19 protein-coding genes and 1 other RNA gene are annotated in these 18,549 nt (G+C 44.9%); 12 read left to right on the forward strand and 8 right to left on the reverse strand.

The window, feature by feature from the left end; translation table 11 throughout:
* Positions 1–30: 30 nt before the first annotated feature.
* Positions 31–1,416: an ammonium transporter gene (locus RQP52_RS23855; protein ID WP_315954166.1), complete on the reverse strand. Its 1,386-nt coding sequence runs from the start codon at positions 1,414–1,416 to the stop codon at positions 31–33.
* Between the two features lie 304 nt (positions 1,417–1,720).
* Here RQP52_RS23855 and RQP52_RS23860 point away from each other — a divergent pair, with 304 nt between their 5' ends.
* Positions 1,721–2,161: a MerR family transcriptional regulator gene (locus RQP52_RS23860; protein ID WP_127454568.1), complete on the forward strand. Its 441-nt coding sequence runs from the start codon at positions 1,721–1,723 to the stop codon at positions 2,159–2,161.
* A 21-nt stretch (positions 2,162–2,182) separates the two neighbouring features.
* The gene (locus tag RQP52_RS23865; RefSeq protein ID WP_127454570.1) at positions 2,183–2,875 is read left to right on the forward strand and encodes a zinc metallopeptidase; all 693 of its coding nucleotides are present in this window, start codon (positions 2,183–2,185) and stop codon (positions 2,873–2,875) included.
* Positions 2,876–2,930: 55 nt separating this feature from the next.
* Here RQP52_RS23865 and RQP52_RS23870 read toward each other — a convergent pair whose 3' ends face one another.
* Entirely contained in the window at positions 2,931–3,815 is an 885-nt protein-coding gene (locus RQP52_RS23870; protein ID WP_315954167.1) for a LysR family transcriptional regulator, read from the reverse strand.
* Positions 3,816–3,975: 160 nt separating this feature from the next.
* Here RQP52_RS23870 and tpx point away from each other — a divergent pair, with 160 nt between their 5' ends.
* Complete coding sequence (gene tpx, locus RQP52_RS23875) at positions 3,976–4,494, forward strand: thiol peroxidase (protein ID WP_127454574.1); 519 nt, start codon at positions 3,976–3,978, stop codon at positions 4,492–4,494.
* Positions 4,495–4,542: 48 nt separating this feature from the next.
* Here the strand turns inward: tpx and RQP52_RS23880 are convergent, their stop codons facing one another.
* Together RQP52_RS23880 and RQP52_RS23885 are read right to left on the reverse strand one after the other, a co-directional pair.
* Positions 4,543–4,932: a DUF1499 domain-containing protein gene (locus tag RQP52_RS23880; protein WP_127454576.1), complete on the reverse strand. Its 390-nt coding sequence runs from the start codon at positions 4,930–4,932 to the stop codon at positions 4,543–4,545.
* 145 nt (positions 4,933–5,077) lie between these two features.
* Entirely contained in the window at positions 5,078–6,427 is a 1,350-nt protein-coding gene (locus tag RQP52_RS23885; protein ID WP_315954168.1) for an Nramp family divalent metal transporter, read from the reverse strand.
* A gap of 161 nt (positions 6,428–6,588) precedes the next feature.
* Between RQP52_RS23885 and RQP52_RS23890 the strand changes: the two genes are divergently transcribed.
* Entirely contained in the window at positions 6,589–7,089 is a 501-nt protein-coding gene (locus RQP52_RS23890) for a GNAT family N-acetyltransferase (protein ID WP_315954169.1), read from the forward strand.
* A gap of 135 nt (positions 7,090–7,224) precedes the next feature.
* On the forward strand, positions 7,225–8,757 hold the full coding sequence (xylB, locus tag RQP52_RS23895) for a xylulokinase (protein WP_315954170.1): 1,533 nt from the start codon (positions 7,225–7,227) through the stop codon (positions 8,755–8,757).
* A 70-nt stretch (positions 8,758–8,827) separates the two neighbouring features.
* Here xylB and ssrS read toward each other — a convergent pair.
* From ssrS to RQP52_RS23910, 3 genes are all read right to left on the reverse strand, one after another.
* A non-coding RNA gene (gene ssrS / locus RQP52_RS23900) (6S RNA) lies at positions 8,828–9,009 on the reverse strand.
* Positions 9,010–9,059: 50 nt separating this feature from the next.
* On the reverse strand, positions 9,060–9,899 hold the full coding sequence (locus RQP52_RS23905) for a YesL family protein (RefSeq protein ID WP_315954171.1): 840 nt from the start codon (positions 9,897–9,899) through the stop codon (positions 9,060–9,062).
* 208 nt (positions 9,900–10,107) lie between these two features.
* The gene (locus tag RQP52_RS23910; protein WP_315954172.1) at positions 10,108–11,715 is read right to left on the reverse strand and encodes a DEAD/DEAH box helicase; all 1,608 of its coding nucleotides are present in this window, start codon (positions 11,713–11,715) and stop codon (positions 10,108–10,110) included.
* Positions 11,716–12,006: 291 nt separating this feature from the next.
* Between RQP52_RS23910 and RQP52_RS23915 the strand changes: the two genes are divergently transcribed.
* The 5 genes from RQP52_RS23915 to RQP52_RS23935 all read left to right on the forward strand — a co-directional run bounded on the left by RQP52_RS23915 (position 12,007) and on the right by RQP52_RS23935 (position 14,947).
* Positions 12,007–12,543: a DUF4178 domain-containing protein gene (locus RQP52_RS23915; RefSeq protein WP_315954173.1), complete on the forward strand. Its 537-nt coding sequence runs from the start codon at positions 12,007–12,009 to the stop codon at positions 12,541–12,543.
* A gap of 52 nt (positions 12,544–12,595) precedes the next feature.
* Complete coding sequence (locus RQP52_RS23920) at positions 12,596–13,285, forward strand: DUF4247 domain-containing protein (protein ID WP_315954174.1); 690 nt, start codon at positions 12,596–12,598, stop codon at positions 13,283–13,285.
* A 149-nt stretch (positions 13,286–13,434) separates the two neighbouring features.
* A complete protein-coding gene (locus tag RQP52_RS23925; protein ID WP_315954175.1) occupies positions 13,435–14,259 on the forward strand; it encodes a YitT family protein in 825 nt (274 codons plus the stop codon).
* A gap of 126 nt (positions 14,260–14,385) precedes the next feature.
* Positions 14,386–14,580, forward strand: a complete 195-nt coding sequence (locus tag RQP52_RS23930) for a hypothetical protein (RefSeq protein ID WP_079413795.1) — start codon at positions 14,386–14,388, stop codon at positions 14,578–14,580.
* 130 nt (positions 14,581–14,710) lie between these two features.
* Entirely contained in the window at positions 14,711–14,947 is a 237-nt protein-coding gene (locus tag RQP52_RS23935) for a Sec-independent protein translocase subunit TatA/TatB (protein WP_315954176.1), read from the forward strand.
* Positions 14,948–14,993: 46 nt separating this feature from the next.
* Here RQP52_RS23935 and RQP52_RS23940 read toward each other — a convergent pair whose 3' ends face one another.
* Positions 14,994–16,151: an MFS transporter gene (locus RQP52_RS23940; RefSeq protein ID WP_315954177.1), complete on the reverse strand. Its 1,158-nt coding sequence runs from the start codon at positions 16,149–16,151 to the stop codon at positions 14,994–14,996.
* Positions 16,152–16,254: 103 nt separating this feature from the next.
* Here RQP52_RS23940 and RQP52_RS23945 point away from each other — a divergent pair, with 103 nt between their 5' ends.
* The gene (locus RQP52_RS23945; RefSeq protein WP_315954178.1) at positions 16,255–17,439 is read left to right on the forward strand and encodes a putative glycoside hydrolase; all 1,185 of its coding nucleotides are present in this window, start codon (positions 16,255–16,257) and stop codon (positions 17,437–17,439) included.
* Between the two features lie 146 nt (positions 17,440–17,585).
* On the forward strand, positions 17,586–18,545 hold the full coding sequence (locus RQP52_RS23950) for a D-2-hydroxyacid dehydrogenase (protein WP_315954179.1): 960 nt from the start codon (positions 17,586–17,588) through the stop codon (positions 18,543–18,545).
* Positions 18,546–18,549 lie beyond the last annotated feature (4 nt).

Raw genomic sequence — 18,549 nt, forward strand, 5'->3', positions numbered from 1 at the left:
CCCTTTGTCCAAGTAGAAAGTTATGTGATATTAAACGGACACGCCGTTTTGAGCTGCTTTTTTCATTTGCTCTGGGTAACCGTATGAACCATGTTCAGACAAGTCCAGACCAATGATTTCTTCTTCCTCTGTTACACGAAGACCAACTGTAGCATTAAGAATTCCTAAGATAATGAATGATAGTACAAGTACGAATGCCAATGCTCCGAAAACGCCAAGCGCTTGAATACCTAATTGGTGCAAACCGCCGCCGTAGAATAACCCCGCGCCACCGATACCAACTTTAGCCGAAAGATCAGGAGTTGCGAACAGACCCGTGGAAAGCGTACCCCAGATACCAGCGATACCATGTACAGAGAATGCGTAGATTGGATCGTCGATACCAGCTTTTTCAAACCATTGCGCCGTGAAGAAAGTAACAATACCTGCTACCGCACCGATAACAATCGCAGCCCAAGTGTCTACGAATGCACACGCTGCTGTAATTGCAACAAGTGCTGCAAGAACACCGTTCAACATGCTAGGAATATCCGCTTTACCAAAGTACATCCAGGAAATAATCAGTGCAGCAACGCCGCCTGCCGCAGCAGCCATGTTCGTTGTCAAAGCGATGTAACCGAAGAATCCATCCCCCATTGCACTTAGCGTACTACCTGGGTTGAATCCGAACCAACCGATCCAAAGAATGATAACACCGAGAACAGACAACACTTGGTTATGACCAGGAATTAGATTTGGCGTTTTATCTTTATTATATTTGCCAATACGTGGTTTTAACAAGATCGTAGCTACTAGAGCCGCTGTTGCACCTTGTAAGTGAACGACCGTTGATCCCGCAAAATCTTGCATACCAAGCTTACTCAACCAGCCGCCGCCCCATACCCAGTGAGCAACGATTGGATAAATTACAACGGTGAACAAAATTCCGAAGATAAAGTAAACCGGAAGCTTCGCTCTTTCTGCAAATCCACCCCAAGCAATGGCCAAGGATACACCTGCGAAAGCCAGTTGGAACAAGAACTTGATTCCGATAGGCACATCAGAAGCAGATAGGGACCCGAATGCCGCTGTAGCTTGATCTTCCAATCCTGTAACGAAGAACCCTGTTGTTCCGAAGAAGGCATTGCCATCACCGAAGGCGAAACCGAAACCGACAGCCCAGAATGCAATGGCACATAGTCCGAAGGTTAAGATTGTTTTACCGGCTACGTGACCGGCATTTTTCATTCTAGTCGACCCTGCTTCTAATAAGGCGAAACCAGCTTGCATGAAGATAACTAAAATTGCGGCTAACATGACCCAAACGGCATCGATTGCACTTTGCAATTGGGGAACTGTTGCTTCATCTGCAGCAAATGCGAGAGTAGGGAACAGCAGGGCCATGACACCAAAAGCTAACAACAACTTCTTAACCATACGACCACTTCCTTTAATGTTAGATTAAATAACATATAATGAAACTCTTAATGTCATTATATACAGGTTATATGGGTTTGACAATAGGATTTTCTCTAAAAAAATGAAAAAAACGAAAAATAACCTGACATCGAACAGGCATAATTCGTGTTTTCATTAATTTTTTGTGAAAAATGTTAAGATTCCTATCTTAGAACCCTTGTCAGGTATGCTAAGCATCACGTTTGACTGTACGGTTTGTAATCAGGTATCATTATTATAGAAGCAATTTATTATATGACATTGGAGTAGGGGTGAATGAAACATGGAAAATGAGAAGCTATACAAAATCGGGGAACTCGCCAAACTCGCCGATGTTAGTTCTCGGACCATTGATTACTACACCAAGCTTAACTTGATCGAGCCCGAGAAAAGATCCGATACGAACTACCGACTTTATAGCGATGAAACTTTGAATCGACTTAAACGTATTGAAACTATGAAGAACGAGAAATATACCCTAGAGGAGATCAAAGCGAACTTACAGCAATGGAGCAAGGTATCCCAAGATGACACCGTGAGAGATAAGCTGACATCCATTCAACTTCATCTTGAACAGTTAATGAAGGAAGCCAAAGAACTTGGGCCTATCATCCAACAGCTGAAGCCAAATCAGCTCAAAAAGCTCTATCGCATTCTAACGCAACCAACTGCAGCATGCATTGAAGCATTAATTGTTCTTCTAGGTAAAAATCCGTTCTCATAACGAATTACGGAGGCATGTGAAATGTTATTTTTTCATCCAATGGATTTTCTCATTATTATTGCATTCGCTCTTTCTTTGTGGGCTTCGTTCAGAGTTCGCGGAACATTCAACAAATGGTCTAGTGTCCCTGTCTACTCAGGAATGACAGGCGCTCAAGCTGCACGTCGGATGCTGGATGCCAACGGGCTCTATGATGTCCCAGTTGAAGCCGTACGAGGCACGTTAACAGACCACTACGACCCGACGGCTAGGGTAGTTCGATTATCAGAGCCTGTCTACTATGAAAGCTCCATATCTGCCGTTTCCGTCGCCTGTCACGAAGTCGGGCATGCGATTCAGCACAAAGTACATTATCCTATGCTCGTTGCAAGACATTACATGTTCCCTGTCGTAAATTTTGCATCCGGCGTAGCTCCACTTTTAATTTTAGCGGGGTTCTTATTCCAACAGATTCCATGGCTTCTCGGTCTGGGCATTATCTTTTTCGCAGCAGCCGTCGCCTTTCAACTGGTCACCTTGCCGGTAGAATTCAACGCTAGCTCCAGAGCCCGCGATTTGATGGTTTCCGAAGGATTCATCTCCAATCAGGAAGAACGCGGGGTAGCCAAGGTCCTTAATGCAGCAGCACTTACTTATGTCGCGGCAGCGTTAATCTCTGTGCTTGAGCTACTGAAATATATCATGATATTTACCGGTCGTAATAACGACGATTAATACAAAAAAGCTCTCCATTGCGCTGCAGCATAAGCGGCACACAGGAGAGCTTTTATTATTGAAAGTATTCTTGCAGAAAGCGCCTGAACACTTCAGCTACCAATGGAAGCTTTTCGCCTTTCCGGCTTATCAAGCCTACTGTACGTGTCACTTGCGGATCGGTAACACGGATTTTGGCAGGCTGCATCTGCCCACCTTCCATCAACGCCATCGCAGGCAGCAAGCTGACCCCCATCCCCGCGGCAACGAGACCACGAATGGTGTCCGTCTCTTCTCCCTCGAATTCGATTTTCGGGACGAAGCCGGCCTTTAAGCACGCCTCCATGACAATAGAGCGCAGCGTATACTCTTCACTAAACATAACAAAGTTTTCATGTTTCAACTGTTCGAGACGAATCGACGTATAATCAGCAAGAATATGATTGGCCGGAATAATCGCATATAATTCTTCCGTCAGCAGTAATTCCCCTGTCACATGCTCATGGGACTCTGGAAATGGCGAAATAAATGCAAGATCGATCTCACCTTTGGTAACATCTCGAATCAAAGATGTGTACGTCCCCTGGCGAAGCCGGAACTTTACATTAGGATGATCTTTCTTAAAAGAGGCAACGACAGCTGGAAGTAAATTAATAACTAAGCTGTGCGGGAAACCGATACGAATTTCCCCTGCCTCGGGATCGAGAAATTCATGCATCTCACCAACGGCGCGCTCCAGGTCAGTCAATATCCCCTCGATGCGGCTTAAGAATAAGTGACCAACCGAAGTCAGATGCAGGTTACGCCCTTTTTGAACAAATAAATTCACGCCAAGCTCCTCTTCTAACAGATGAATTTGGCGGCTAACAGCGGACTGAGCCACATGCATTTCTTCTGCGGCTTGGGTCACGTGCTGCTTTCTTGCAACTTTCACAAAATACTGCAATTGTCTTAATTCCACTTGGATGAATCCCCCGACTTTTCTTACAGGATTACGAATCTGTCAATATTTTATGCATTTAAATTATAGCCTCACAGCTTCAATTGGACAACCTAACTTCAAAAAGCTTATAATGAAAAAGTTGTTAAATTGCATGGAAATCAAAGGAGGAACTGTTCAAATGGCTCAAGACCGTACTGGTGTTGCTACAATCAAAGGCAATCCGATCACCTTGGTGGGACCTGAAATTAAAGTAGGTGACAAAGCACCTAACTTCACTGTGAACAAAGACTTGATGACACAAGTAACCTTGGCAGATTATGCTGGTAAAGTAAAGCTGATCAGCGTAGTTCCATCCTTGGACACAGGTGTTTGTGACGCACAAACTCGCCGCTTCAACGAAGAAGCAGCTGGCCTAGGTGACAATGTCACTGTACTGACAATTAGCGTTGATCTTCCTTTCGCACAATCCCGTTGGTGCGGAGCAGCTGGAATCGACAAAGTTATCACATTGTCCGATTACAAAACAAAATCCTTCGGTGAAGCATATGGCGTATTGATCAAAGAGCTTCAACTTGATATGCGTTCAATCTTCGTTATCGACGCTAACGATACCGTTCAATACGTGGAATACCTGGGCGAAATGACAGCACACCCTAACTACGAAGCAGCTGTAGCAGCTGTTAAAAAATTAATTTAATAGAAACAAATAAAACAGCAAGGAGGCCAAGCTTCCCTGCTGTTTTTATTATCCTTCAATTTTATATTGAGCTAGTTTACGGTCTAATTGTTTGTAAATATCTATAATTGTACGGTAGTTGGAACCAAGGTCCCCCATTGAGCCTCGGGATGCTGAATAAATATCCACTGCCGTTTTCACGGGATTAATCGCGAACAGTGTCAAAGTAACATCCTGTGTTCTGCCTGTCATTGTTTTGCGTTCTGCGAGAATTTCGCCTACACTTTGGACTTCGTGGAGCAGCTTATAACCCGGTGTCTTCTTCAAAACTGCCGTAACCTCTTCCCATACCTGCTCTTTGGGAAGCTTGTAATACCTTGTTTTCAGCAAAGGATCTTTGGCTTTATCTCCGGTCGTTTCGTGACTGCGAAGTAATCCGATTAAAGTTCTCTTAAGCAAAAGCCTTTTCCCCCTTCAATGAAGTGCATTTAGACCGCTTGCCTTCTCTACACTGCTCTCTATATTACCACTGTTTGGGGATAAGAAAAAGAGGGAAAATGAAATCGGTAGGATTACTCCACAGTCATTTAGACAAATTTACTCATTAATTTCCAAAAAAGGTGCTATAAAGCAAATAGGCATTTAGAGCTGCAATTAACACCGCTACGATCCAACTAAGCACAATCATCCACTTTGGTGTGATAAGTTCACCCATTTTTTTACGATCAGAAGTAAACTTCACTAGCGGAATGACAGCAAAGGAAAGCTGCAAAGACAGAATGACTTGACTTAGAATAAGCAAATCAGTTGCGCCGCTTTCTCCATAGATGCCAATGACAATAACAGCCGGAATGATCGCAATCATTCGGGTGATCAAACGGCGAAGCCATGGTGAAAGACGGATATTCAGAAAGCCTTCCATGACGATTTGTCCGGCTAATGTCCCAGTGAGCGTTGAATTTTGCCCTGAGGCTAGTAACGCAACAGCAAACAATACACTCGCGGCGCCGGTACCTAACATAGGTCCTAGCAGATGATAGGCATCCTGTATCTCAGCCACTTCTGTACCTGCTGAGTGAAAAGCTGCTGCAGAAAGAATAAGAATAGCCGCGTTGACGAATAAAGCCAGCATTAATGCTACAGTAGAATCAATCGTTGCGAATTTGATAGCCTCGCGTTTACCTTGAATCGTTGGTTCAATTTTACGCGTTTGAACGATCGATGAATGCAAATATAAATTATGAGGCATAACCGTCGCCCCGAGAATCCCAAGAGCAATATATAACATAGCAGGATTGGTTACAATTTCAGTTGTCGGAATAAACCCTGCTGCTACAGCCGCAAAATCAGGTTGAGAAAAGATGAGTTCCATGACAAAACAAAAAGTAATAAGTGCAATCAAACTTATAACCATGGCCTCAATATAACGAAAGCCTCTTTTTTGAAGCATCAATACCAAAAGAACGTCTATCGATGTTAATATGACACCATAAATCAATGGAATACCGAACAGCAAGTTTAAGGCAATCGCTGCACCAATGACTTCCGCTAAATCACAAGCGGCAATCGCTAATTCACATAGAACCCATAATACGAATGATACAGGCTTGCTGTAATGATCCCGACAAGCTTGCGCTAAGTCACGCCCTGTTACAATGCCCAAGCGGCCAGCCAAGGCCTGCAGGAGAATAGCCATGAGGTTCGAAATTAAGATGACAGACAAAAGGGTGTATCCAAACTTGGAACCTCCCGCTAAGTCCGTCGCCCAGTTCCCAGGATCCATATACCCAACCGCGACGAGATAGCCAGGGCCTACGAATGCAAGTAATTTACGTATGAAGCCTGCCTTTTTGGGTACTCGCATACTTTGATGAACTTCAGGTAAACTCGGCATCGAGGATTTACCTTTCCAGCCTTCACCTTCATGCTCAGCTTCTTTATATGCTATTGACATAGATATCTCCTTCTTTCGTAAGACCAATAATGTTGTCCTAAGGAAACATTTTATTTAGAATTATACTATATAAACCCATACTATGCTATAGGCAAACACTTATGTGCATACGAAATAAATTTTCCCATGGGAAAAACCAAAAATGAGGAGTTAATTCCACAATGAAAATTCGTCCAATCGCAAATGATCTAGAATTGAAAGCAGCTCATAATATTGAAATGAACGTGTATACTCAAGAGTCCGCTGCATCGTGGGATGCTTTTCAGATGAGGATGGAACTGTTCGGACGCTATTTTCTGGTAGCTGAATCCGATTCGAGTTCTGAGCAGCCAATTGTTGGTGTAGCCAATGGGGTCCGATTAAATCACAACAACCTCTCGGATGAGAGCATCAAACAGGGCGTTGATTATGATACTGACGGCCATTATTTTTGTCTGCTGACGATTGCCGTGCATCCTGATTACCAACGACAAGGCATTGCCGCTAATCTTCTCCAAGAAATGATACGAAAGACGAAAGATGATGGTTTAAAAGGTATTATTTTAATGTGTGAAAAACATTTGATTTCATTCTATGAAAGAAATGGATTTCGGTACATTGGCCCATCGGCATCGGAGCACGGCGGAGTTCAGTGGTATGAAATGAATTTGATATGGCAATAGACGAAAAAAATCTCATCAAAAGAAGGATTTTTATATTTTCGTACGAATAATATAAAAGATTCATCTTTGTATATTTATTAAACAAACAAAGATAATGAAGAACTACATTCTATTTTCAACAAAGGGTGAATGCTTATGTCGTATTTTATGGGGTTAGATTTAGGAACTTCTGCTGTTAAATGTATTCTAGTAGATAACTCAGGAAATGTCATTGGGAGCCATAGCGTCGAGTATCCGCTTCAGCAGCCTCATCCCGGTTGGGCAGAGCAGCATCCTGAGGACTGGTGGAACGCCACCGTCGAGGGGATTCGCGCGCTCTTAACGAAAACAAACATCCCTGGCAGCGATGTTGCAGGTATTGGCTTTTCCGGCCAGATGCACGGGTCGGTCTTCCTTGACGAGGCGCAGCAGGTCATCCGACCTGCGCTGCTCTGGTGCGACCAGCGCACTGCCGAGCAGTGCGCCTACATCGAGTCGACCGTCGGCGAAGCCGAACTCGGCCGACTTACGGGCAATCGGGCGCTGACCGGCTTCACCGCGCCCAAGGTCATTTGGCTCCGGCAGCATGAGCCGGAGAATTACGCACGCGTTCGGCATCTGCTGCTGCCGAAGGACTACGTCAGGCTGCGCCTGACGGGTGCGTTCGGCATGGACATGGCCGACGCAAGCGGCACGCTGCTGCTGGACGTCGCACACCGCAGCTGGTCGCAAACCGTCGCCGAACGGTTGGAGATTCCGCTCGAGTGGCTGCCGCCGCTCTTTGAGTCCGGCGACGTAGCCGGCCACCTGCTGCCGGAAGCAGCTAGCCTGACCGGCCTAGCTGCAGGCACGCCGATCGTAGCCGGCGGCGGAGACCAAGCTTGCGGCGCCGTTGGTGTTGGCGTCGTCCGCCAAGGCATCGCGTCGGTGGCGCTCGGCACTTCCGGTGTCGTCTTCGTTCACGACGACACGTATCAAGTGGATGAAGCGTACCGGCTTCATTCCTTCTGTCACGGCGTGCCTGGCAAATGGCACCGCATGGGGGTTATGCTGGCGGCCGGCGGCTCGTTCCAGTGGTGGCGCAACCACTTCGCGCACGAGGAGCTTGAGCGTGCGCAGCAAGAAGGCAAAGACGTCTACGAGATCTTGACGTCTGAGGCGTCCACTGCTCCCTTAGGCAGCGAAGGCTTGCTGTTCCTGCCTTACTTGTCCGGGGAGCGGACGCCGCACCCAGATCCCAAAGCCCGCGGCGCCTTCATCGGCCTGAATCTCAGACACGGCAAAGCGCATCTGACCCGCGCCGTTCTTGAAGGCATTACGTTTGGGCTGCGCGACTCTCTTCAATTAATAAGGGAGTCCGGCGTAGAGGTGACCGAACTTCGCGTGAACGGTGGCGGTGCTAGAAGCCCGTTCTGGCGTCAAATGATTGCCGACATCTTCGGCATCCCAGTTGTCACAGTTAACTCTACAGACGGGCCTGCTTATGGCGCTGCCATCATGGCTGCTTCAGGCGTCCTTGGAGAGGACATCACTTCGCTTTGTGAGAAATGGATTCAAGTCACAGACCGTGTAGAGCCGAATGTAGATAATCAAAATAAATATGAAGCTTATTATCAAATTTACCGTGGCCTCTACGGCACGCTTCAAAACACCTTCCACCAATTAAGCGACCTTGCCGGTCAATCTTAATTGAACTAAAAAAGCGGTTGAACAGGAAACTTTCCTGATCAACCGCTTTATTTGTACGTATGAAGACGCAAAGAAACCCGCCTATGCCGTCCGGTTTTTGTGCTTCAAACCCGCTCTCGCAGGTGGGTGTCCGCAGAAGTGTATTTGAGGTCCCCTTTCGAGGGCATGTCAGCCACACTTCGATTTAGGTCTCCCTAGAAACAGTCATTGGTTTAAAACAACTTAAAACCGTTACGTACATCGCAGGATTCTTTTGTAGTTCTTATTATAGTGCTGTACCGGCTGATAATCAACTGGTAGCTTTATTCTCTATTCTTTTCGTCATTTTTATGCAGACTAACCGCAGAATTTCTAGTTTCTGTTTCTTCTTCGACCCTATCTTCCGAGTTAGCTTCAGCTTCAGCCTCAGCTTCTTCAAGCTTCTGCTGCTCTTTCTCTTCGAGTTCCTGCTGCTTAATTTGCAGTTTGGTGAAACTGCGATTAAACTGCCAGAATGAAAAGGTTGCCATAATGCTTCCCATGAAGAACACAACAAGGAAGAAATTAAACTTCGTAACACAAATGTAGAAAATCGCTCCGTTACAAAGCAGCAACACAATGGAGTTGATTGGATTTCCAATTGAGATCAAGACGGAATTTTTCAAAATTTGGAAAATCTTCATATGCAGGTGAACCATAATGGAAAAGAAATTAAATAAGGAAATGATCATGATGACCGTGAATGCAATGAACAAAACGGCCAATATTTTGAGCGAACTTCCTTGTTTTAAGTAAAAGAAGTAATTCACGCTAATGATGACGAAGATTAGGACGAAGAAAATACCGCCGACCATACTCTGCACGTAATTTTCTTTATATCCGCGAAAAAATGTTTTCAGCAGAGGAACATCTTCTTCTCCAGTAACCCATTTCCTAGCAACTGCGAACATGGCAGTAGTCGCCGGGAATAAAGTAAACGGTGCCAAAATTGCGATGATCGGTAACATGGCTTTCAGCCCATCAGGAGATGGACTAACCAATCCCATAAAACCAAAAAAGAAAACCGGAATTGAACACAAAATCCATAAAAGATTTATCACCGATAAACGCATGATCCATTCTGATATTTTGTAAAGTCCTCCCATTACTCCTCTAAACTCCAAAACCGCTTCCTCCTTAGCGTTTCCTTCAGGAAACTTTCTACGTTGATAGTCCATAAATCTTCGAAAAGCTTGTCTCGCTAACCTTGGTTTAATTATAGCCTATTTTTGAACATATAGGTAGACGTCTAGTCGTTCTAGGTTCTTCAACGATTGAAAAAAGGCGAAGATCCTCCAAGGATCTCCGCCTTTATTTCGTGGGTGTAACCCCTTATTTATTTACCAAAGTGTCTTCGCTTTTACGAGGAGCTCTGGAACGATCGCGGTTGCCCGGATTGTTGCTTCCGTATTCACGGTTTCTGGAAGAGGAGCTGCGTCCTTCTCCGCCTTCTCTGTTTGAACCGTAATCTCTGCCGCCATCTTTACGCGGGTAACGGGAATTGGAACTTCCTGAACCGGATCCATATCCGCCGCCTTGACGACGATCGCTTGATCCAGAACCATATCCGCCACCAACGCGTCGGCCTGAGCTGCGCACGTCGAATTTTTTCTTTCTAGCACGGATTGGATCTTCCGGAGTCAACTCGATATTCAGTTCTTTTTTGTCGCCTGTCAAAAGCTTCATAGCTGCTGCAAGTAAGTTGACAGAATCGTATTGCTCAAGCATTTGGATAGCCAAACCTTTGAATTCGAATTGTGCATCATTTTGAAGCACATCAAGAATACGCTCAGCTGTCATTTTTTGCTTGCCTTCGATCGCTTCCGCCAAGCTAGGCAATGGCTTTTTGCTAATTTTGTGACGAGTAACTTTCTCGATGAAGTGCAAGTGATCGATTTCTCTTGGTGTTACAAACGTCCAAGCTGTACCTTCTTTACCAGCACGTCCTGTACGACCGATACGGTGAACGTAGCTTTCCGGATCTTGCGGAAGGTCAAAGTTGATAACATGCGTTACGCCGGACACGTCAAGTCCACGAGCTGCTACATCCGTAGCAACCAGCACGTCGATGCTTCCGTCACGGAATTTTCTCATCACATTGTCACGTTGATTTTGGGATAAATCTCCGTGTAAACCTTCTGCAGCATAACCTCTTTTTTGTAGAGCTTCCGCTAATTCATCAACGCGGCGTTTAGTACGTCCGAAGATGATGGCCAGTTCCGGAGCTTCCATATCAAGCAAGCGGCTTAATGCTTCGAATTTTTGTTTTTCGTGCAATTCGATATACGCTTGATCAATCAGCGGAGCGCTGACTTGTTTCGGGATTACCGATACATGCTCAGGATTACGCAGGAATTGCTGCGCCAATCTCTGGATGTTCGCCGGCATCGTTGCTGAGAACAACATCGTGTGGCGCTCTTCCGGAACGAGCTTCAAGATGGATTGGATATCATCCATAAAGCCCATGTCAAGCATTTCATCTGCTTCATCCAAGATAACCGTTTGAACATCATCAAGCTTAATCGTTTTGCGATTAATGTGGTCAAGTAAACGACCAGGCGTACCGATAATGATCTGAGGTTTCTTTTTAAGTGCACGAATTTGTTTTACAATATCCTGTCCACCATAAATAGGTAAGGAGCGAATGCCTTTGAAACGGCCGAGTTTCTCAATCTCTTCCGCAACCTGGATGGCAAGTTCCCGTGTTGGACACATAATAAGAGCGGAAATACGCTCTTCTTTCATATTAATTTTGTGGATTAGCGGGATACCGAAAGCAGCTGTTTTACCAGTACCGGTTTGTGCTTGACCGATTAAATCTCGGCCTTCCATGGCTAACGGAATCGTTTTTTCTTGAATCGGTGTGGATTCTTCAAACCCCATCTCCGTTACCGCACGTAGAATCGCCGGCTCTAAACCAAACTCCTGAAATGTTTTCAAATAAATTCAATCTCCTTTTGTACAGGGCAGGCTAATGCCTTGTATCTTTTTTACCCTTAAGTACGACTTCCTATCCGTGTCTATAGTTTCTTGGTGGATAACATTTCGATTCATCATCTTCCATGATCCAATTGGCCGCCCTTAAGAACATCTAAAGTATTATAGCACAGGTTATATGCACAATGCCAGAGGCTGCTTTCATGAGCACATCAAATGATGAGAACGAAACCTTAAGCATAAGCTAAACGTATTACAGGTTAGAACAACATTCGGAACAGAGGAGAGTTTTCAATGTCCATATTTAAACGTGTAAGCAGCATTTTGCGAAGTCAGAAACAAATACCGGAAACAACCCCCGCCGGCAACCCGCTTGAAGACGCCAAAGTTGGGGATATTGTAAATGTAGACTTAGAGGAATACGTCATATCCGGTAAAGTCGTTTATTTCGACCGCGGTTTTGCTCCGCATCGCTACGCCTATTATTTGCAAAGCGGCAGAAATATTCAGTGTCTGATTGTGGAAAAAGGACGAACCTATGATTGCTTCCTTTGCAGCTTTGTTGAAGGCGCGCTTGATGATCCTAATGATGTCCCGACACGACTTGAGTTAGATGACGATTTAACGTTCGACTTGGAGTTTCATCGTAATGATGTTACGCGGACGGAAGGAAATACCGATTTCCGAAGTGGTGACGATATCATCTTCTGGCGCTACTTCGGCCCTGATCGCAGATTCTTCTTCCTTCAATGGCAAGATGGCAAGTTTATTGCTCTCGAAGGGGAGCGGACGCCGGGGAATCAGATTAAATTTTTAAAATCGACGCATTAATCCACCTGTGATATCATTTTAGTCATACCCCAAAAGGAGGGTTTACTGTAAAGTGAAACGATGGACCTCATGGCTTTCCTTCTTATTGATCATCGCCCTTCTAACCGGGTGTGGCGCTGATGCCGTACGATATATCAAAGATGAGTATCCGCTTGTCAGTGTAGAAGGCAAAGGTACTAACCTTTCTAAAGTATATTTAGTTGAAGGGAAAAATGTCCCTGCCGTAGCAACTGAGCTGGCCGCGAAAGAGTCACCTAAAGAAAAGAGCAAGGAATCGGAAGATCAAATGTTCCTTGTTTATAGCGATAAAGTCATTAATATTCAGAAAGATCCGAACGAGAGCAAGAACACCCTGGTTCAGGTAGACAGTATTGAATATGCCAAAACCCATTATGATTCCTCCTTTTTACAAGGTTTTTTGACAGCGGCTTTACTGCAGAACCTTTTCGGAGGAAGCTGGTTCAATAATAAAGGGTCTTACGATTATCGCGGTTATACGAAGACACCGACGTATAATGCAGGCTCTGGCAAAGCTACCACGCCGACTACCGATACCTCCAAGGATAAGAAACCGACTACGTCAGATCGGACGGGAACTTTCAAGAGCGGGACGGCAAATCCTAGCTCAGGCAGCTCCTCTACGGATCGTAAAAACGACGGGTCAACGCCTAGTAAGGTAACGAAGCCTTCAACCAGTAAGCCGAGCACATCAAAGAAGACCGGCTCCTTCAAAAGGCGCTAGTCACTTGGGAAAAGCTGTTGTCCACGAAATGGACACAGCTTTTTTATTTCTGTTTATTTTAATTAAACGTTGGTTAAATAATGATTGAAGTTTTGAAAGAATGAATTATACTTGCATTATGCTGCATACTATTTTAGAGGTGATTTTTTTTGAAAAAAGCGCTGGATGCCTTCATCATTTTAGTTGGCGCTCTGCTTGTCGCGGTTGGCTTCAACATGTTTCTCATCCCTCACCAGCTGCTTAGCGGCGGGGTGTCGGGATTCGCCATGATTATCGGCTACTTTACGAACTGGAACATTGGCTTATTATATTTAATTTTTAACCTGCCCCTCATGATTTGGGGAATGATTGCGATCGGCCGCAGATTCATTATGATCAGTGTTGCATCCGTCATTCTAACTTCGTGGCTGATGCAAATCCTGCCTACTAGTTATGTTGCGCAGGAGCCTATTCTTGGCGCAGTTTTCGGCGGTGTATTGATCGGGATCGGAAGCGGTATCACCTTAAGGATTGGCGGTTCCACCGGCGGCTTTGATATTGTAGGCTTGATTTTGACCCGTAAGTTTGATTTTCCATTGGGTACGATAATATCCGGTATGAACGGTATTGTCATTGTGGCTCTCGGTTATTTTAAACATAATTGGGATCTTGCCCTCTTCTCCATGTTAGCCATCTATATCTGTGGGAAAGTCGTCGATACGGTACATATTCGCCATGTTAAGGTGACGGCGTTCATCGTTACGAAACAGAAGGATGAGTTGACTCATGAGCTGCTACAGCTTCCCAGAGGTGTCACACTAGTAAAAACAGAAGGCGCTTATACGAAACAACAACATGATATGCTCATGACCGTCACAACTCGCTATGAGCTCGCTGAGCTAAAACGAATTATTAAGAAGATAGATCCCAAAGCGTTCGTAAATATCGTTGAAACCGTTGGTGTCGTTGGCGAATTCCGCAAGCTGAAGTCGTAAATCGTGTAACCAGCCTCTTTCATCCGTATTAAATTGTGTTATAATGATTGTAATTTCATATAGTTCTGGTTTCATCGTGAGTGGTTCAGGCGTAGTTCTTATTCTAATCTTATGATTGGAAGGGTGATGCTTGTGGAAACAGTCAAATTATCCAGGATTGTAATGAAATTAACACCCGAGTTGTACCCCTTCTTAACCAGCTGTGAGCTGGACTCTGAGATCGTCCTTCGGTTTGGTATCGAGGCGCTCGAGGCAGAAGATGTCATGGAGATTATTCAATTCAGCATTTCGGAACATCATAAAGACGCCCTTTATCATTAAGGGGCGTCTTTTTCTGCGGATGCACATTTTTTACAACATTGTTATTCAATTTGTTATAATTAGACTATATAGGTTATTATAATAACATGATATAATAGTGCATAAAGATAAATTATTGGAGGTGTCTAGCATGGGAGCATTATCTCCTTGGCACATCATCTTAATCGCAATTGTTGCCCTTCTCTTGTTCGGGCCTAATAAACTGCCTGAACTTGGCAGAGGTTTTGGCAAAATGTTTCGTGAATTCAAAGATGCAACGAGTGGAAACGGCGGTAACAATACATCTGATGATCAGCCAGTACCGGCTCGTAAAGAGATCAATCCTGCTGAAGTGAACCATACAGAGACAGGTCAGATAAACAAATAATAAAAAGCACCCGGTAATATTCTTCTACAGGGTGCTTTTATTTTTTTTAACTTCTGCTGCGCATAACGGCCTGTGTGCCTAAGAACATCGCCGCCGCGATAGCCGACATGACTGTCGCGAATATATACATGCTGGCGCCTCCCCACTGTTCACTTAGCCAGCCCCCTATGGAACCTCCGATGATCCCTGCTAATCCCATGAACACCATGGCAAGAATGGATTGCCCCGTTGATCCAAACTGCTCCGGCAGCAATCGAACGACATATTGTACGGCAACAATCCATAACACGGCGAAGGTGAGCATTTGTGTCACTTGCAAGCCGATTAACACCCAAGGGTCGGTAATCACCGAATAAAGAATCCAACGGATTGTATAAATAATCGCAACAATTCCTAGAATGGTCAGCTCATGATAGCGGTTGATATAGCGATTAATTAAGGCAAATACAGGAATTTCGCTGCATGCCGCAATCGCCCATGCCCAACTAACCATCGAGTCCGTGGCACCCAACTTATTGAGATATAAGCCCAGAAGCGCATCATTCATACGATGCGGGATTGAAATAATCAAGATCATTAACATAAACCACAGGAAGCTTTTACTTTTAAATATGATACTTATGGCACTTAGCGTAATTCGCTGTCCACTGCTCTTCTCATCCTTAATAAAGGCTAGAAGCAGAAATGGAAAAATCCACAACACCCAATAAAAATAAGGCATTCTTGCTACTCCGCCCAATTGATCCAGCAGCAGTCCCGAAATTAGCGCAACCCCCGAGAAACCGATGGAGCCCCACACCCGAACTGAGCCATAAGACATTCCACGAACAGCCGTTGACTTCACAACCAAATTATCAATGAGTGGGATCGATGGCAGCAAAAAGAAATAGAGCAGCAGGATGAAGCCTAAGGTAAGTCCGAATCCACTCGTTAAAAAAAGCCCGATGCTGCCTAATAAGGATAATACCCATAACAGAAATACGATATTTTTCACCGAATTGAATCTATCGCTTACATAGCCCCAAAAGGGTTGAGCGAATATTGAGATAAAGGGGCCAATCATCATTAACAGTCCAATTTCTGCTGCTGTGTAGCCTTTCGTTTGCAAATACAGGGGTAAATAAGGCATTAAGATTGCGCTTGAAGCATAGTAAAAAAAGTTAACTCCCGACAAAGATACAATTTGCTTATCAAGTTTCAACAACGACTACCTTCTTTCTACAACTCTCAACAAATTTCCTCTGTGCGGAGCTTGCTGCTTGCTTTATAATAAAGCAGAGAACAAGATTGGAGAGGACTTATACATCATGGAAATTTTACTTGCTTCACTTGCCCTTATTTGGGGCAATGTTACTGCCGCTAACCCTGACGCAAGCTTCGAGCAGCTCGTACAAGCATCTTTGGACGCTAAGAATGCCGTAGCAATCGTTCAACCAGCTCCTACAAATGATCCAACTGATCCTCTCGCTCCAGTAAACAAACTAGATCCGCAAAAAGACGCTCCCAAGGTTAAAGGTATCTATGCGACTGCGCACAGCGCAGGAGGTTCCCGTCTCAATACACTTGTGAAATTAATGGACGACACCGAACTGAACGCAATGGTTATCGACGTCAAAGACGATTGGGGTTACATCACGTGGGAAACCGGCAATCCAGAGCTGGACGCAATGGGCACCACCCAGAAAATCATTGGCAATATGCCCGGTCTCATGACTACGCTTAATGAACATAACATTTATCCCATTGCACGCATTGTAGTTTTCAAGGACACCGTTCTTGCCAAAAAGAAACCGGAACTATCTTTTGTTAACCCCGACGGCACGGTTTGGGGCAATGGCAAAAATCCGCCGGACAGCTTCGTAAATCCATATAACAAAGAAGTATGGGATTACAATATTGCTGTCGCCAAAGAAGCAGTCAAGGCCGGTTTCAAAGAAATTCAGTTCGATTACGTCCGCTTTCCGGAAGGCTTTGAGAAAAGAGCAGACACACTCAAATACACCAAAGATGATCGTCCCCGCATCGATGCTGTAGCTTCTTTCGTCAAATATGCCAAAGAACAATTGCAGCCGCTTGGTGTACGTGTTTCCGTTGATATTTTCGGATATGCCGCATCGGTTCCGGCAGCTGAAGGGATTGGACAAGATTTCGAGAAAATATCTCAAAATGTCGATGTCATTTCCCCAATGATTTATCCGAGTCATTACAGTACGGGCTGGTTTGGAGCTAAAGTACCAGATGCCGCTCCTTATGTGACAATTAACGGTGCATCGAAAGATACAACGAAGAAATTAGAAGCCATTGACAAAAAAGGCTGGAAACCCGTCGTTCGCCCGTGGATTCAAGATTTCACCGCCTCATGGGTACCGGGTTACATTAAATACGGCCCGCATGAGGTACAAGAACAAATTCGCGCACTGAAAGATAATGGCGTAGACGAATTCTTGCTTTGGAATGCTAATAACAACTACACACCTAATGTTAGTTATTAATCAAGGAAACACCCCGAGGCTATATACCTCAGGGTGTTTTATCGTATAATCAAGAATATGTTACCAGATTTGATGCTAAGCTGTACACAAAAAGTTACTCAAAAGCGAATAGCAATAACAAAAGATACTCTGAAGGAGTTGAAGAAATGAAAATTGTCGCCATTACGGATATGAATCTTTCCCTGATGCAGGAGCGGATGCCGCAAGATCTAAAGGGCCGCACTGAGTTTCATTGGTTTAGATCTTCAAAAGATGCTCAAGAACATATTGCTGATGCTGAAGTCATCATTACAGCGGGCCGAATACATCCGGAATACGCCACCAAAGAAAGAGCCCCTAAACTCAGATGGATGCAAACTTTATCCGCCGGGGTGGACAAGCTGCCGTTACAAGAGTTGGCAGAACGTCAAATCCCGCTGACTAACGCACGTGGAGTACATACGATTCAAATGAGTGAGTTCACGCTCAGCCTTATGCTTCAGTGGGTGCGTAAATCCAACAAGCTGTATGAATGCCAGCTCCAGAAAGAATGGTATCAACGCATCTCCGTAGGCGAGCTTTCCGGTAAAACGCTAGGTATTGTTGGGGCCGGCGCCATCGGTGAAGCCGTCGCCCGTAAAGCGAAAGCTTTTGATATGTCGGTCATCGGTTTAAATCGCTCAGGTACACCACAGCCTGGTTATGATCAAACGCTTAGCGGTGATGAGGGGCTTCGCACTTTGCTAGCCCAAAGTGATTTCGTCGTTTTGCTGCTTCCTAGCACTCCGAAAACACGGGGCTTAATTACGAAAGAACATTTAAGCTTAATGAAGCCAAGCGCCTTTCTGATCAATCTTGCTCGAGGCGATGTGATTGATGAAGGTGCATTGACGCTTATGCTGCAGGAAGGCAAGCTCGCCGGAGCAGCGCTCGATGTTTTCGAACAAGAGCCTTTGCCAGCGACTTCTCCCCTCTGGAGCATGACGAACGTGATCGTCACTCCACATATTGCAGGTTCATCCTCGCATTATACAGAGCGTGTATCCGCGATCTTTTATCATAATTTGCGAGCGCTCTTGGACGGCGGAGAAATGATGAACTTGGTGAACATTCACGAAGGCTATTAAACCA

Origin of the sequence: Paenibacillus violae (assembly GCF_032461945.1) — a bacterium.
GTDB classification, from domain to species: domain Bacteria; phylum Bacillota; class Bacilli; order Paenibacillales; family NBRC-103111; genus Paenibacillus_E; species Paenibacillus_E violae.